This window comes from Kitasatospora sp. LaBMicrA B282, from assembly GCF_050325825.1.
Taxonomy (GTDB): Bacteria; Actinomycetota; Actinomycetes; order Streptomycetales; family Streptomycetaceae; genus Kitasatospora.
Window position 1 is genome coordinate 1 of record NZ_JBNQTI010000208.1, and the last position, 12,354, is coordinate 12,354.

Below are 12,354 nucleotides of genomic sequence, written 5' to 3' on the forward strand. Positions count from 1 at the left end.
GCGCCGCCACCACCCCGCGCCCCACCCGCGCCGCCACCGCCGCACGCCGCTGCCGCCCCGCGCGCCACCACCCGTGCGCGCCCGCCCCGTGCCCCTGTCCGCGGTCCGGCCCCGCCCGCGCCCCGCGCTCCGTGCTCGCGCTCCGCGCCCCTCCCCGTGCTCCGTCCTCGCGCCCCGTCCCCCGCTTCCTGCCCCGCATCGCCGCAGGTCGGCCGGTGGTCCTTGTCATCGGCAGGTCACAGGCCACACAATGGTCCCGACCGAACGGTCAGTCGGGAGGAGTCGTCATGGTGGCAGCGCACGCGGCGGACGCCGGAGCCACACCGTCCACCGGGCCCAGCGCGCCCGCCGGGTCGGAGGCAGCGGCCGAGCTGGCCGAACGCTTCGAGGCGGTGATCGGCGCCGAACAGCGGATCGAGCCGCGGGACTGGATGCCGGACGCCTACCGGGCCACCCTGGTCCGCCAGATCGCCCAGCACGCGCACTCCGAGATCATCGGCATGCAGCCCGAGGGCAACTGGCTGACCCGGGCCCCCTCGCTGCGCCGCAAGGCGATCCTGCTGGCCAAGGCCCAGGACGAGGCGGGCCACGGCCTCTACCTCTACGCGGCGGCCGAGACCCTCGGGGTGGACCGGTCCGAGCTGACCGAGAAGCTGCTCAGCGGGCGGCAGAAGTACTCCTCGATCTTCAACTACCCGACCCTGACCTTCGCCGACGTCGGCGTGATCGGCTGGCTGGTGGACGGCGCGGCGATCTGCAACCAGGTCCCGCTCTGCCGCTGCAGCTACGGGCCGTACGCCCGGGCCATGGTGCGGATCTGCAAGGAGGAGTCCTTCCACCAGCGCCAGGGCTACGAGCTGCTGATGACGCTGGTGCGCGGCACCGAGGGCCAGCGCCGGATGGTGCAGGACGCGGTGGACCGCTGGTGGTGGCCGTCGCTGATGATGTTCGGCCCGCCGGACGGCGACTCGCCCAACACCGCCCAGTCGATGGCCTGGCGGATCAAGCGGCACACCAACGACGAGCTGCGCCAGCGCTTCGTCGACATGACCGTGCCGCAGGCCGAGCACCTCGGCGTCACGCTGCCCGACCCGGAGCTGAGCTGGAACGAGCAGCGCGGCAGCTGGGACTTCGGCGAGCCCGACTGGTCCGAACTGCAGCGCGTGATCAAGGGCCAGGGCCCGTGCAACAGCCAGCGCCTGGAGCGCCGCCAGGCCGCCCACGACGAGGGCGCCTGGGTCCGCGAGGCCGCCGCGGCGTACGCGGCCAAGGCCGCCCGCCGGGCCCAGGGCGAGGACGCCCGAGGCGAGAACGAAGGTCAAGGGGAGAACGATGTCTGACCACAGCTGGCCGCTCTACGAGGTCTTCGTCCGCCCGCGGCGCGGCCTCAACCACGTGCACGTCGGCTCGCTGCACGCCCCCGACGACCGGATGGCGCTGCTCGCCGCCCGCGACCTCTACACCCGCCGCAACGAGGGGGTGAGCCTCTGGGTGGTCCGCTCGGACGCCATCACCGCCTCCACCCCGGACGAGCGCGACCCGTTCTTCGAGCCCAGCGGCGACAAGGTCTACCGCCACCCCACCTTCTACGACATCCCCGAGGATGTCCCGCACATCTGATCCGGGGGACCGAACGATGACCGAGACCGACGACCACGTCTACCTCACCCTCGCCGAGGGCGACCACGAGGCCGAGGCCCGCTGGGCCTACGGCACCGGCTTCGCCGACCCGCTGCTCGGCGTCGACACCGCCGTGCCGGACGGCGTGTCCGGCGCCGACCTGGGGCTCTACTGCCAGCTGCTCGGCGACGACGCGCTGGTCCTGGCCCAGCGGCTGATCGAGTGGTGCACCCGGGCGCCCGAGCTGGAGGAGGAGGTGGCGCTGGCCAACCTCGGCCTCGACCTGCTCGGCCAGGCCCGCCTGCTGCTCACCCGGGCCGGCCAGGTGGACGGCACCGGCCGCACCGAGGACGACTTCGCCTACTGGCGCGCCGAGCACGAGTTCCGCAACGTGCGCCTGGTGGAGCTGGCGAACGGCGACTTCGCGTTCTCGGTCGCCCGGCTGCTGGTCTTCGCCACCGCCCGCCGCGCGCTCTACCGCAAGCTGGCCGCCGGCCCCGACCCGGTGCTCGCCGCGGTCGCCGTCCGGGGCGAGAAGGAGCTGGCCTACCACCAGGAGTACGCCCGGGCCTGGACGGTCCGGCTCGGTGACGGCACCGAGTACTCCGCGCAGCGGATGCAGGCCGGTCTGGACGCGGTCTGGCCGCTGCTGGAGGAGCTCCTCACCGGGCACGAGGTGGAACTGCGGCTCGGGCTCGACCCGGCCGAGCTGCGCGAGCCGGTGCTGGCCGAGCTGGCCGAGGCGATCGCCGAAGCCCGGCTGACCGTGCCGACCGCGCTGCCGATGGCCCGGGTCGGCGGCCGCGCCGGGCGGGACGGCGTGCACACCGAGGCGCTCGGGCGGCTGCTGGCCGAGCTGCAGTGCGTGGCCCGCGAGCACCCGGGGGCGACGTGGTGAGCACCGCGGCCCCCGGCACTTCGGTCCCCGGCACTTCGGCTCCCGCCGGCACCTTGGTCGAGCGGCGCGCCGCCGAGATCGCCGGCGGCGTGCCGGACCCCGAGCTGCCCATGGTCACGCTGGCCGAGCTCGGCATCCTGGCCGCCGTGGACGAGGACGGCACGGCGGTCACCGCCTGGCTCACCCCGACCTACTCCGGCTGCCCGGCGGTGGCCGAGATGGCCGCCGACGTCGAGCGGCGGCTGCGCGCGGCCGGCTTCACCGAGGTCGCGGTGCGGCTGCGGCTCGACCCGCCGTGGAGCACCGACCTGATCACCGAGGCCGGCCGGGCCAAGCTCGCGGCCGCCGGCATCGCCCCGCCCGGGCCGGCCGGGCTGCTGCGGCTGGGCCCGACCCGGCTGGTCGTGCACTGCCCGCAGTGCGGCTCGGCCGACACCGAGGAGCTGTCCCGGTTCGGCGCCACCGCCTGCAAGGCGCTCTGGCGCTGCCGGGCCTGCCGCGAGCCGTTCGAACGCGTGAAGGAGATCTGATGGCGCCCCGCCGTGCGCAGTTCCACCCCCTGCGGATCGCCGCCCTGGACCGGCTCTGCGACGACGCGGTGGCGGTCAGCTTCGAGGTGCCGGCCGAGCTGGCCGCGGAGTACGCCTTCAAGGCCGGGCAGAGCCTGACCCTGCGCCGGGTGCTCGACGGGGTCGACGAGCGGCGCTCCTACTCGATCTGCTCGCCGGTCGGCGGGCCGCTGCGGATCGCGGTGCGCGAGGTGCCCGGCGGGCTCTTCTCGGAACAGCTGGTGCGCCGGGCCGAGGTCGGCGACACCGTCGAGGTGCTGCCGCCCAGCGGCCTGTTCACCGCCGACCTGGGCGTCCCGGCCCGGCACGTGCTGGTCGCCGCCGGCTCGGGGATCACCCCGATGGTCTCGCTGGCCGGCACCGTGCTGGCCGCCCACCCCGGGTCCACGGTCACCCTGCTCTACGGCAACCGGCGCAGCGACACCGTGATGTTCGCCGACGAGCTGGCCGACCTGAAGGACCGCTACCTGGACCGGTTCGAGCTGGTCCACGTGCTCTCCCGGGAGGCCCGGGACGCCGAGCTGCTCAGCGGGCGGCTGGACACCGAGCGGGTGCAGGCGCTGCTGACCGGCCTGGTGGACGTCCCGGCGGTCGGCCACTGGTGGCTCTGCGGGCCGTTCGGCATGGTCGCCGGCACCCGCGAACTGCTCGCCTCGCTCGGGGTCCCGGTCTCCCGGGTGCACCAGGAGCTCTTCCACGCCGAGGACGACCCGATCGCCGAGCGGGTCGAGGAGCAGCCGGACGCGGCCGGCTCCAGCGAGGTCACCCTGCTGCTGGACGGCCGGCGCAGCACCCTGCGGCTGCCGCGCGACCGCAGCGTGCTGGACGGCGCCCAGCACTCCCGCCCCGACCTGCCGTTCGCCTGCAAGGGCGGGGTCTGCGGCACCTGCCGGGCGCTGGTGGTCGAGGGCGAGGTGGTGATGCGCCGCAACTTCGCGCTGGAGGAGAAGGAGCTGGCGGCCGGCTACGTGCTGACCTGTCAGGCCCGGCCGGTGACCGACAGGGTCACGGTCGACTACGACGCCTGAACCGTCACGACGCCTGAACCGTCACGACGCCCGAACCGAGGGCACCGCGGCCGGGGCGCCGAGCAGCTGCACCAGCTCGCTCACGGCGGCCCGGCCGGCCCGGTTGGCGCCCACGGTGCTGGCCGAGGGGCCGTAGCCGACCAGGTGGATCCGCGGGTCGGCGGCGGCCCGGGTGCCGGTCAGCCGGATCCCGCCGCCCGGCTCGCGCAGCCCGAGCGGGGCCAGGTGGCCCACCTCGGGCCGGAACCCGGTGGCCCAGACGATCGCGTCCACCGCCAGTTCCCGCTCGCCCCAGGCCACCCCGTGCCCGGTCAGCCGGTCGAACATCGGGTGCCGGTGCAGCGCGTCCAGCTCCGCGGCCCGGCGCAGCGCCACCGAGGGGCCGAGCCTGGTCACGCTCACCACGCTGCGCACCGGCAGCCCCTGCCGCACGCGCTCCTCCACCAGCGCCACCGCGGCCCGGCCGGCCTCGGGGGTGAACGGGCCGTCCCGGAAGACCGGTTCGCGCCGGGTCACCCACACCGTCTCGGCCACCTCGGCCAGTTCGGCCAGCAGCTGGATCGCCGAGGCCCCGCCGCCCACCACGACCACCGTCTGCCCGGCGAACTCGGCCGGGCCGCGGTAGTCGGCGTAGTGCAGCTGCCGGCCGGCGAAGTGACCGGGGTAGTGCGGGAGGAAGGGCCGGGTCCAGGTGCCGGTGGCGTTGACCAGCGCGCGGGCGGCGAAGCGACCGGCGGTCGACTCGATCAGCAGCCGCCCGTCCGCGCCCTCGCGCACCGCGCTCACCCGGGCCGGGCGGATCACCGGCAGCGCGTGCCGGGCCTCGTAGGCGGCGAAGTAGCCGGGCACCACCGCGCGGGCCGGCGCGCCCGGGTCGGGCGGCGGCAGCTCGGCATCGGGCAGGTCGTGGAAGCCGTGCACGGTGGCCATCCGCAGCGAGGGGGAGCGGTGTGCCCAGGCCCCGCCGGGCGTCGGGTTCGCGTCCAGCACCACGAAGCCGTGGTACGGGGCGAAGCCGCGCCGGCGCAGGTGGTAGGCGGCGGACAGACCCGCCTGACCCGCGCCGAGCACGGCCACGTCCACCAGAGTGGTTGCTTCCTCAACAGTCACGCCCGTGAAACATCACGGGCGTGTCCGCTGTTCCCCGGTCCCGCCGGACCCCCGGGGATCCCGTCGGGCTACTGGACCGGGCTGATGACCGCCGCCGTGCCGTAGGCGCAGATCTCGGTCCCCAGGTCCGCCGCCTCGGTCACGTCGAAGCGCATCATCAGCACGGCGTTGCCGCCGCGTGCCTTGGTCTGCTCGATCAGCCGCTCCATCGCCTGGTTGCGGCTCTCCACCAGGGTCTTGGTCAGCCCGCGCAGCTCGCCGCCCATCAGTGACTTCAACGAGGCCCCGATCTGGGTCCCGATGTGCCGGCTGCGCACCGTGAGTCCGAACACCTCCCCGATCACCTTGTCCACCCGGTACCCGGGCACGTCGTTGGTGGTCACCACCATGACGTCCGCGCTGGGTCCCTGTCCGCCGCCGTACTCGTCGAGATTGCTCATTCCCTCATCCTGCGCGACACGCCGCGCCAAGTCCGGTAACCACGCCTGAAGAATCCGCGAAGGTCCTGGGCGGCCGCGAACCCCGAAGCGGCCCGGGCCCGTTCACGAGGGCCCGTTCACCAGGGCCTGTCTTCGAACCCCCGTCTGCGCGGCGACGCCGGGGCACGCACCTCGACGGCTTCTCGTCAGTCGCCGATGCTCCGCATGGACTCCCTCCTCGGCGCCGCCGATGCACGCACCCCAACGACGCCGCGCCCGCCCTTCGGGCGGACGACGGGGGTTCGAAGACAGGCCCTGGGGCCGGTTGAGCCGATGGACAGCGCCGCCCTGGTTTGTCAACCTTGTCGCATGGGCGAGCGACGTGATCATCCGCAGGGGCCGGGCGCGACCGACAACCCGGGGGCGCTGGAGGTCGAGGCGACCGTGGTGCTCGGGATCCGGGTGACCGACTGGCCGGCACTGCGGGCCGCTGCGGTGGCGGCGGTGGAGGAGCTGGACTTCTCCGGGATCGACCCGGCGGGCCAGCGCTCCGAGCTGCTGCGCGAGGTCTCCGAGGACCCGCACGCCGCACTCGGCGCGCTGCTGCACCCGGACCGGCTGGTCGGGGCGGTGCCCGGCATCGAGGCGATGGGCGGCACCCTGGAGATCAGCACCGCCGAGGACTTCGCCCCCGACTTCGCCGAACTCTTCCCGCTGGACGGCGAGGACGGCGAGGCGGGCGACTGGACCCTCACCCCGCGCACCGCCTGCCTGCTGCACACCCAGCTGCTGGCGCTGGCCGACGCGGCCTACGACGACCTGGACGAGCACGACGACGAGCCGGTCACCGATGACGACGACCAGGACTGGGCGGTCTTCGCCCGCCTGCCGCAGCGCAGTTGGGGCATGCACCGGTCCTGGCGGCGGGCCATGGCCCGGGCCTTCGACGACCTGGCCGAGGATCTCGGCCTCGGCGAGTGGCCGCTGCCGCGCTGCCCCGGCGAGGAGTTGGCGCTGCGGATGGCGCTGGCCGACGCCCGGGCGCTGCTCGGCGCCCAGCCGCAGGCGGTGGCCGACCTGATGGGCGAGCTGCCCGCCGACCTGTACGACTACGACTGGGAGGGCTGCGAGGACGAGCTGCTCGGTGTCTACGACATGGCCGGGCAGGACCCGGAGGAGGACGGCGAGAGCCGCCTGGACACCCTGCTCGCCGCCACCCACCCCGAGGGCTGGTTCCTCACCTACGAGGAGGCCGAGGAACGCGAGCAGGGCCGCGGCTACCGCCGCTAGGGCCGGACGACAGCGGACGAGGCCGGAGGGGGCAGGACGGGGGCGAACGGGCAGGCCGCCGGGGTTCCGGCGGCCGCGGGTAGCCTGTCCCGGTGACCTCACCGTTCGACGCCCCGAGCCCGGCCGCCGCCCCCGTGGACCGCGATGCCAAGCCGCAGTACGTGCTGCCGCTGCTGGTCCGCCTGGAGAAGGCCGAGCCGCCGGCCCGCACCGACGCGCTGGAGACCTCGGCGCGCGCGGTGCTCACCCTGCTCGCCGACCCGCGGGCGACCGGCGAGGGCGAGTGGGCCGAGGCGGTGCACGCCTGGGAGGACGCCCGGATCCGCAAGGTGGTCCGGCGGGCCCGCGGCGGCGAGTGGCGCAAGGCCGGCGAGCTGCCCGGGATCACCGTCACCGGCGAGCGGGCCGAGGTGCGGGTCTTCCCGCCGATCCCGCTGGACGGCTGGCCCAAGGAGCTGGCCAAGCTCCAGGTCTCCGGCACCGAGCTGAGCGACCCCGAGGAGTGGCGGCCGGCCGCGCCCGAGGCCGGGCTGCCGGTGCTCTGGCTCAACCCCGAGCTGGCGATGAGCGCGGGCAAGACCATGGCCCAGACCGGCCACGCGGCCCAGCTGGCCTGGTGGCGGCTGGACGAGACGCAGCGCAAGGAGTGGGCCGAGAGCGGCTTCGCGCTGGCCGTGCGCACCCCCGTCCCCGGCCACTGGCGCGAACTGACCGGGGGCGACCTGCCGCTGGTCCGCGACGCCGGGTTCACCGAGATCGCCCCGGGCTCCTGCACGGTGGTCGCCGACCATCCGGCCCTGCGCGGCTGACCCGCCGCACCCGGCCCGGCCGGGCGCCTCACCCGGCCCCGGCCCGGCGGCGTGCTCGGCCCCGCCCGGTGGCGTGCTCGGGCTGGGCGGAGAGCGTCCCCCAGGCCCCGCGCAGCAGGAGTCCTCAGGCCGGGTACGCGTGCGTCTGCGCCGCCTTCACCGAGGCCCAGACCCGGGTGCCCGGGCTCAGGTCCAGCTCGGCGGCGGCCGCCGGGGTGAGGTCGGCGGCCAGCGGCAGCGCCCCGGTCAGCTCGGCGCGCACCTGATCGCCGTGCAGGTCGAGCCCGGCCACCGTCAGCTCCCAGAGGTTGCGCGCGCTGGCCGTCGGCCGCTCCCGGTAGAGCGTCACGGCCCCGGGGGCGAACGCCGCGAAGGCGGGCCCGTCGACCGCCTCGGCCGCCTCCAGCACCGCGCCGTCCGGCAGCTTCACCAGGCGGCCCTCGCCGGTGCCCTGGTAGAGGTTCAGCCCGACCAGCCGGGCGATGTAGTCGGTGCGCGGCCGCCGGGCCACCTCGGCGGGGGTGCCGGACTGCACCTCGGCGCCGTGCTCGATCACCACCAGCCGGTCGGCCAGCACCATCGCGTCCAGCGGGTCGTGGGTGACCAGCACCGCGACCGCCTCGAACTCGGCCAGGTGCCGGCGCAGCTGGGAGCGCACCTCCAGCCGGGTGCGGGCGTCCAGCGCGGCCAGCGGCTCGTCCAGCAGCAGCAGCCGGGGGTGCACCGCCAGCGCCCGGGCCAGCGCGACCCGCTGCGCCTGCCCGCCGGAGAGCTTGCCGGGCCGGGCCGCGGCGTGCTCGGCCAGTCCCATCCGGTCCAGCCAGCCGGCCGCCTCGGTGCGCGAGTCCTTCTTCGAGCGGCCCCGGCAGCGCAGCCCGAAGCCGACGTTGTCCAGCGCGCTCAGGTGCGGGAAGAGCAGGTAGTCCTGGAAGACCACGCCGACCGGGCGCCGCTCGGCGGGGACGTGCCGCCCGGTGGCCGGGTCGGCCAGCAGCCGCCCGTCCAGCTCCAGCCGCCCGCCGCTCAGCGGCAGCAGCCCGGCCAGCGCGCGCAGCGCGGTGGACTTGCCGGCGCCGTTCGGCCCGAGCAGCGCCACCACCTCGCCGGCGGCACAGGCCAGCTCCAGGTCGAGGGTGAAGCCGGGCCGCTCGACCCGCAGGTGCGCCTGCAGGGCCGCGGGGCGGTCCGGCTCCTGGCGATCGGTCACCGATGCTGCTCCCGTCCCGGTCACGGCGTGCTCATCCAGCGCCCGCGCAGCCCGACCAGGACCGCGACGGAGACCGCGAGCAGCACCAGGCTGAGCGCGATCGCCGCCTCCGGGTCGTTCTGCAGCGCCAGGTAGACGGCCAGCGGCATGGTCTGGGTGGTGCCCGGGAAGTTGCCGGCGAAGGTGATCGTGGCGCCGAACTCGCCCAGCGCGCGGGCCCAGGCGAGCACCGCCCCGGCCGCCACGCCGGGGGCGATCATCGGCAGGGTGACCCGGCGGAAGGCGGTCCACCGGGAGGCGCCGAGGGTGGCGGCGGCGTCCTCGAAGCGCGGGTCCGCGGCGCGCAGCGCCCCCTCCACGCTGATCACCAGGAACGGCATCGCCACGAAGGCCTCGGCGACCACCACCCCGGGCGTGGTGAACGGCAGGGTGAACCCGAAGGCGGAGTCCAGCCAGCGCCCGACGATCCCGTTGCGCCCGAGCACCAGCAGCAGCGCCACGCCACCCACCACCGGCGGCAGCACCAGCGGCAGCGTCACCAGCGCGCGGACCAGCCGCCGGCCGGGGAACTCGGCGCGGGCCAGCAGCCAGGCCAGCGGCACGCCGAGCAGCAGCGACACGGCGGTGGCGGCGGTGGCGCACTCCAGCGACAGGCGCAGCGCCTCCCAGACCTGGCCGCTGGACAGCTCCCCGGGCAGCGCCCGCCAGGGGGCCCGGACCAGCAGGCCGACCAGCGGGAAGACCAGGAAGAGCAGGCCGAGCAGCCCGGGCAGCAGCAGGGCTGCCGGGATCCGGGAGGAGCTGCGCCGCCTCACCGCTGCGGCCTCAGGAGGCGCTCGGCGCGGGCGAGCCGCTCGGGGCGGCCGGCGCGCTGGGCGCGGCCGAACCGCTCGCGGCCGCCGAACCGCTGGGTGCCGCCGAACCGCTGGGCGCGGCCGAGCCGGCCGCCGGGGTCTGGAAGCCGGCGGCGGTCAGCACCGCGATGCCGTCCGGCGACTCGACGTACTGCTCGAAGGCCTTGGCGCCGGCCGGGTTGGGGGCCTTGGCCAGGGTGGCAATCGGGTAGCTGTTGACCGCCTTGGCGGCCTCCGGGAAGTTCACCCCGGTCACCTTGCCGCCGGCGCCCTTGACGTCGGTCTGGTAGACGATCGAGGCGTCCACCTCGCCGAGCTCCACCTTGGTCAGCGCGCTGGTGACGTCCTGCTCCAGGGTGACCGGGGTGAGGCTCACGCCGGCGTCCTTCAGCGCGGTCTGCGCGGCGGCGCCGCACGGCACCGTCGGCGCGCAGAGCGCGACCTTGACGCCGGGCGCGGTCAGCGACTGCAGCGAGGTGAGGTGCTTGGGGTTGCCGTTGGGAACCGCGATCTCCAGCGTGTTGCGGACGAAGACGGTGGGGGTGTCCGCGTTGCCCCCGGCCTTGGTGACCGTCGTCATGGTGGCCTGCGAGGCGGCGGCGAAGACGTCGGCCGGCGCGCCGGAGTTGATGCTCTGGGCCAGCGTGTCGCTGCCGCCGAAGTTGAACTTCACCGTGGTGCCGGGGTGGGCGGCCTCGAAGTTCTTGCCGAGCTGGGTGAAGGTGCCCTGCAGCGAGGCGGCGGCGAAGACGGTGATCGTGCCGCTGACCGACGGAGCGGCCGAGCTGGCGGCGGCGCCGGCCGAGCCGCTGCTCGACTTGGAGCTGCTGCAGGCGGCGAGGCCGCCGGTGAGGGCGAGCACAGCGAAGCCGGCGGCGACGGTACGGATCCGGGTGGTGGACATACGGTTCCCCTCTCGCCGGGTCCGTGCGGGACCCGGCGGTGCGGTCAGGTGCGGGCCGGTCCGCCGCGCGGTGCGGCGGAAGGGGGCGGCCCGGGGCAAGCCGGTGTACCGCCGGACGTGCGCGTAGGCCCAGCGAGCCTGCTGGGACTGCCGGGGTGGCAGTGGCCGTCGGGTCGGCTGGGCCTGATGAGCTCGTATCTGCGGTCGTTGTGGCGATCATAGTGCCGCAACTGCAAGCCTGAAATCCCTTGTGTCTTTGCACAGCGTGTGTCGGCGCGGGTTCGCCGACGGCTGTGCGATGGCTCGGGGTCCGCTCTTCGCCCCCGGTGGGCTTCCCGGTGGCGGCGGCCGGGAAAACCGGTGGCCGGGGCGTTCAGCCGGACGGCAGAGTGAGGCGGACGCAACGACACGAAGGGGGGCGGCGATGTCCACGCTGCGGGTCACCGCCGAGCGGCTGACCGTACTCGACCATCCGAACGCCGACGCGCTGGAGCTGGCCCAGGTGGGCCTCTACCGCGCGGTGGTGGCCAAGGGGCAGTACCGCACCGGCGAGTACGCGCTCTACATCCCCGAGCAGGCGGTGCTGCCGGCCGCGCTGATCGAGGAGCTCGGCCTGACCGGACGGCTGGCCGGGTCCAACGCGGACCGGGTCAAGGCGGTCCGGCTGCGCGGCGAGCTCTCCCAGGGCATCGTCTGCCGCCCGGGCGCGCTGGCCGGCGTGGACCTCGCCGAGGCCGCCGCCGCGGGCCTGGACTTCGCCGAGCAGCTGGGCATCACCAAGTGGCGCCCGCCGATCCCGACCGCGATGAACGGCGAGGTCGAGGCCGCCCCCGACCTGCTGCCCTGGGTGGACATCGAGAACCTGCAGCGCTTCCCGGACGTCTTCGAGCCGGGCGAGCCGGTGGTGCTGACCGAGAAGCTGCACGGCAGCTGCTGCCTGCTCACCTACCACGCCGACAGCGGCGCGGTGCAGGTCTCCTCCAAGGGCATCGGCGCCCAGGGGCTGGCGCTCAGGGAGGACGAGCGCAACCTCTACTGGCGGGCGGTGCGGGCGCACGGCGTGCCGGCGGTGGCCGCCGCGCTGGCCGAGCGGCTGGGGGCCACCCGGATCGGCATCTTCGGCGAGGTGTTCGGCGCCGGCGTGCAGGACCTGACCTACGGCAGTTCGGGCCGCACCGAGCTGCCCGGCTACGCGGTCTTCGACGTCTCGGCGCTGATCGACGGTCAGCTGCACTGGCTGGCCGCGGCCGAGCTGCTGGCCGGCCAGCTGCCGCTGGTGCCGGAGCTGTGGCGCGGCCCGTTCGACCCGGCCGTGGTGCTGGCCCACGCGGACGGGCGGGAGAGCGTCTCCGGGAAGGCCCTGCACCTGCGCGAGGGCGTGGTGGTCCGGCCGCAGACCGAGCGGTGGAGCCCGCGGCTCGGCGGCCGCGCGATCGCCAAGGCGGTCAGCGGCGCCTACCTGACCCGCAAGGGCGGCACCGAGTACGAGTAGCCGGTGCCACGGCCGGGGTCGCCGGCCGCCTGGCCCCACGCCTGGCCCCACGCCTGGCCCCACGCCCGGGTCCACGCCCGGGTCCACGCCCGGGTCCGCCGTCCGCCCGGGCGGGCCCCGGCGGCGACCGTCCGGGCCCGGTGCGCGCGCTGCG

Annotated in this window: 13 protein-coding genes; 8 read left to right on the forward strand and 5 right to left on the reverse strand. The window is 75.4% G+C overall.

Going from position 1 to position 12,354, the window contains the following annotated elements:
- Positions 1-287 precede the first annotated feature (287 nt).
- The 5 genes from paaA to paaE are packed head-to-tail and all read left to right on the forward strand — an operon-like array spanning position 288 to position 4,115.
- Positions 288-1,340, forward strand: a complete 1,053-nt coding sequence (paaA, locus tag ACQRUO_RS35005) for a 1,2-phenylacetyl-CoA epoxidase subunit PaaA (RefSeq protein WP_428320194.1) — start codon at positions 288-290, stop codon at positions 1,338-1,340.
- Complete coding sequence (paaB, locus tag ACQRUO_RS35010; RefSeq protein ID WP_266291541.1) at positions 1,333-1,620, forward strand: 1,2-phenylacetyl-CoA epoxidase subunit PaaB; 288 nt, start codon at positions 1,333-1,335, stop codon at positions 1,618-1,620. The genes paaA and paaB overlap by 8 nt, the downstream gene beginning before the upstream one ends.
- A gap of 16 nt (positions 1,621-1,636) precedes the next feature.
- Positions 1,637-2,518 (forward strand): 1,2-phenylacetyl-CoA epoxidase subunit PaaC, encoded by an 882-nt coding sequence (gene paaC / locus ACQRUO_RS35015; RefSeq protein ID WP_428320195.1) that lies wholly within the window; start codon positions 1,637-1,639, stop codon positions 2,516-2,518.
- A gap of 53 nt (positions 2,519-2,571) precedes the next feature.
- Positions 2,572-3,048 carry a 1,2-phenylacetyl-CoA epoxidase subunit PaaD gene (gene paaD, locus ACQRUO_RS35020; protein ID WP_428320196.1) on the forward strand — a complete coding sequence of 159 codons (477 nt, stop codon included), beginning with the start codon at positions 2,572-2,574 and terminating at the stop codon, positions 3,046-3,048.
- Positions 3,048-4,115: a 1,2-phenylacetyl-CoA epoxidase subunit PaaE gene (paaE, locus tag ACQRUO_RS35025; RefSeq protein ID WP_428320197.1), complete on the forward strand. Its 1,068-nt coding sequence runs from the start codon at positions 3,048-3,050 to the stop codon at positions 4,113-4,115. The genes paaD and paaE overlap by 1 nt, the downstream gene beginning before the upstream one ends.
- Positions 4,116-4,136: 21 nt before the next feature.
- On the opposite strand, the gene ACQRUO_RS35030 is transcribed toward paaE, so the two are convergent.
- Together ACQRUO_RS35030 and ACQRUO_RS35035 are read right to left on the reverse strand one after the other, a co-directional pair.
- A complete protein-coding gene (locus ACQRUO_RS35030; RefSeq protein WP_428320198.1) occupies positions 4,137-5,225 on the reverse strand; it encodes an NAD(P)-binding domain-containing protein in 1,089 nt (362 codons plus the stop codon).
- 68 nt (positions 5,226-5,293) lie between these two features.
- Entirely contained in the window at positions 5,294-5,665 is a 372-nt protein-coding gene (locus ACQRUO_RS35035) for a YbjQ family protein (protein WP_428320199.1), read from the reverse strand.
- A gap of 348 nt (positions 5,666-6,013) precedes the next feature.
- On the opposite strand from ACQRUO_RS35035, the gene ACQRUO_RS35040 reads away from it, so the two are divergent.
- Positions 6,014-6,934 (forward strand): hypothetical protein, encoded by a 921-nt coding sequence (locus ACQRUO_RS35040; protein WP_428320200.1) that lies wholly within the window; start codon positions 6,014-6,016, stop codon positions 6,932-6,934.
- 92 nt (positions 6,935-7,026) lie between these two features.
- Complete coding sequence (locus ACQRUO_RS35045; RefSeq protein WP_428320201.1) at positions 7,027-7,743, forward strand: peptidyl-tRNA hydrolase; 717 nt, start codon at positions 7,027-7,029, stop codon at positions 7,741-7,743.
- A gap of 124 nt (positions 7,744-7,867) precedes the next feature.
- Here the strand turns inward: ACQRUO_RS35045 and ACQRUO_RS35050 are convergent, their stop codons facing one another.
- The 3 genes from ACQRUO_RS35050 to modA are packed head-to-tail and all read right to left on the reverse strand — an operon-like array spanning position 7,868 to position 10,708.
- Positions 7,868-8,950 (reverse strand): ABC transporter ATP-binding protein, encoded by a 1,083-nt coding sequence (locus tag ACQRUO_RS35050; protein WP_428320202.1) that lies wholly within the window; start codon positions 8,948-8,950, stop codon positions 7,868-7,870.
- Positions 8,951-8,970: 20 nt separating this feature from the next.
- Entirely contained in the window at positions 8,971-9,765 is a 795-nt protein-coding gene (gene modB, locus ACQRUO_RS35055) for a molybdate ABC transporter permease subunit (RefSeq protein WP_428320203.1), read from the reverse strand.
- A gap of 10 nt (positions 9,766-9,775) precedes the next feature.
- Positions 9,776-10,708: a molybdate ABC transporter substrate-binding protein gene (modA, locus tag ACQRUO_RS35060; RefSeq protein ID WP_428320204.1), complete on the reverse strand. Its 933-nt coding sequence runs from the start codon at positions 10,706-10,708 to the stop codon at positions 9,776-9,778.
- Positions 10,709-11,132: 424 nt separating this feature from the next.
- Between modA and ACQRUO_RS35065 the strand changes: the two genes are divergently transcribed.
- Positions 11,133-12,200, forward strand: a complete 1,068-nt coding sequence (locus ACQRUO_RS35065; RefSeq protein ID WP_428320205.1) for an RNA ligase (ATP) — start codon at positions 11,133-11,135, stop codon at positions 12,198-12,200.
- The last annotated feature ends 154 nt before the right edge of the window (positions 12,201-12,354 follow it).

Excerpts from the sequence above, each read along its gene's own strand:
- paaA (WP_428320194.1), top strand. The coding sequence starts at position 288 with ATGGTGGCAGCGCACGCGGCGGACGCCGGAGCCACACCGTCCACCGGG.
- paaB (WP_266291541.1), top strand. The coding sequence starts at position 1,333 with ATGTCTGACCACAGCTGGCCGCTCTACGAGGTCTTCGTCCGCCCGCGG.
- paaC (WP_428320195.1), top strand. The coding sequence starts at position 1,637 with ATGACCGAGACCGACGACCACGTCTACCTCACCCTCGCCGAGGGCGAC.
- paaE (WP_428320197.1), top strand. The coding sequence starts at position 3,048 with ATGGCGCCCCGCCGTGCGCAGTTCCACCCCCTGCGGATCGCCGCCCTG.
- ACQRUO_RS35035 (WP_428320199.1), bottom strand. The coding sequence starts at position 5,665 with ATGAGCAATCTCGACGAGTACGGCGGCGGACAGGGACCCAGCGCGGAC.
- ACQRUO_RS35040 (WP_428320200.1), top strand. The coding sequence starts at position 6,014 with ATGGGCGAGCGACGTGATCATCCGCAGGGGCCGGGCGCGACCGACAAC.
- modA (WP_428320204.1), bottom strand. The coding sequence starts at position 10,708 with ATGTCCACCACCCGGATCCGTACCGTCGCCGCCGGCTTCGCTGTGCTC.
- ACQRUO_RS35065 (WP_428320205.1), top strand. The coding sequence starts at position 11,133 with ATGTCCACGCTGCGGGTCACCGCCGAGCGGCTGACCGTACTCGACCAT.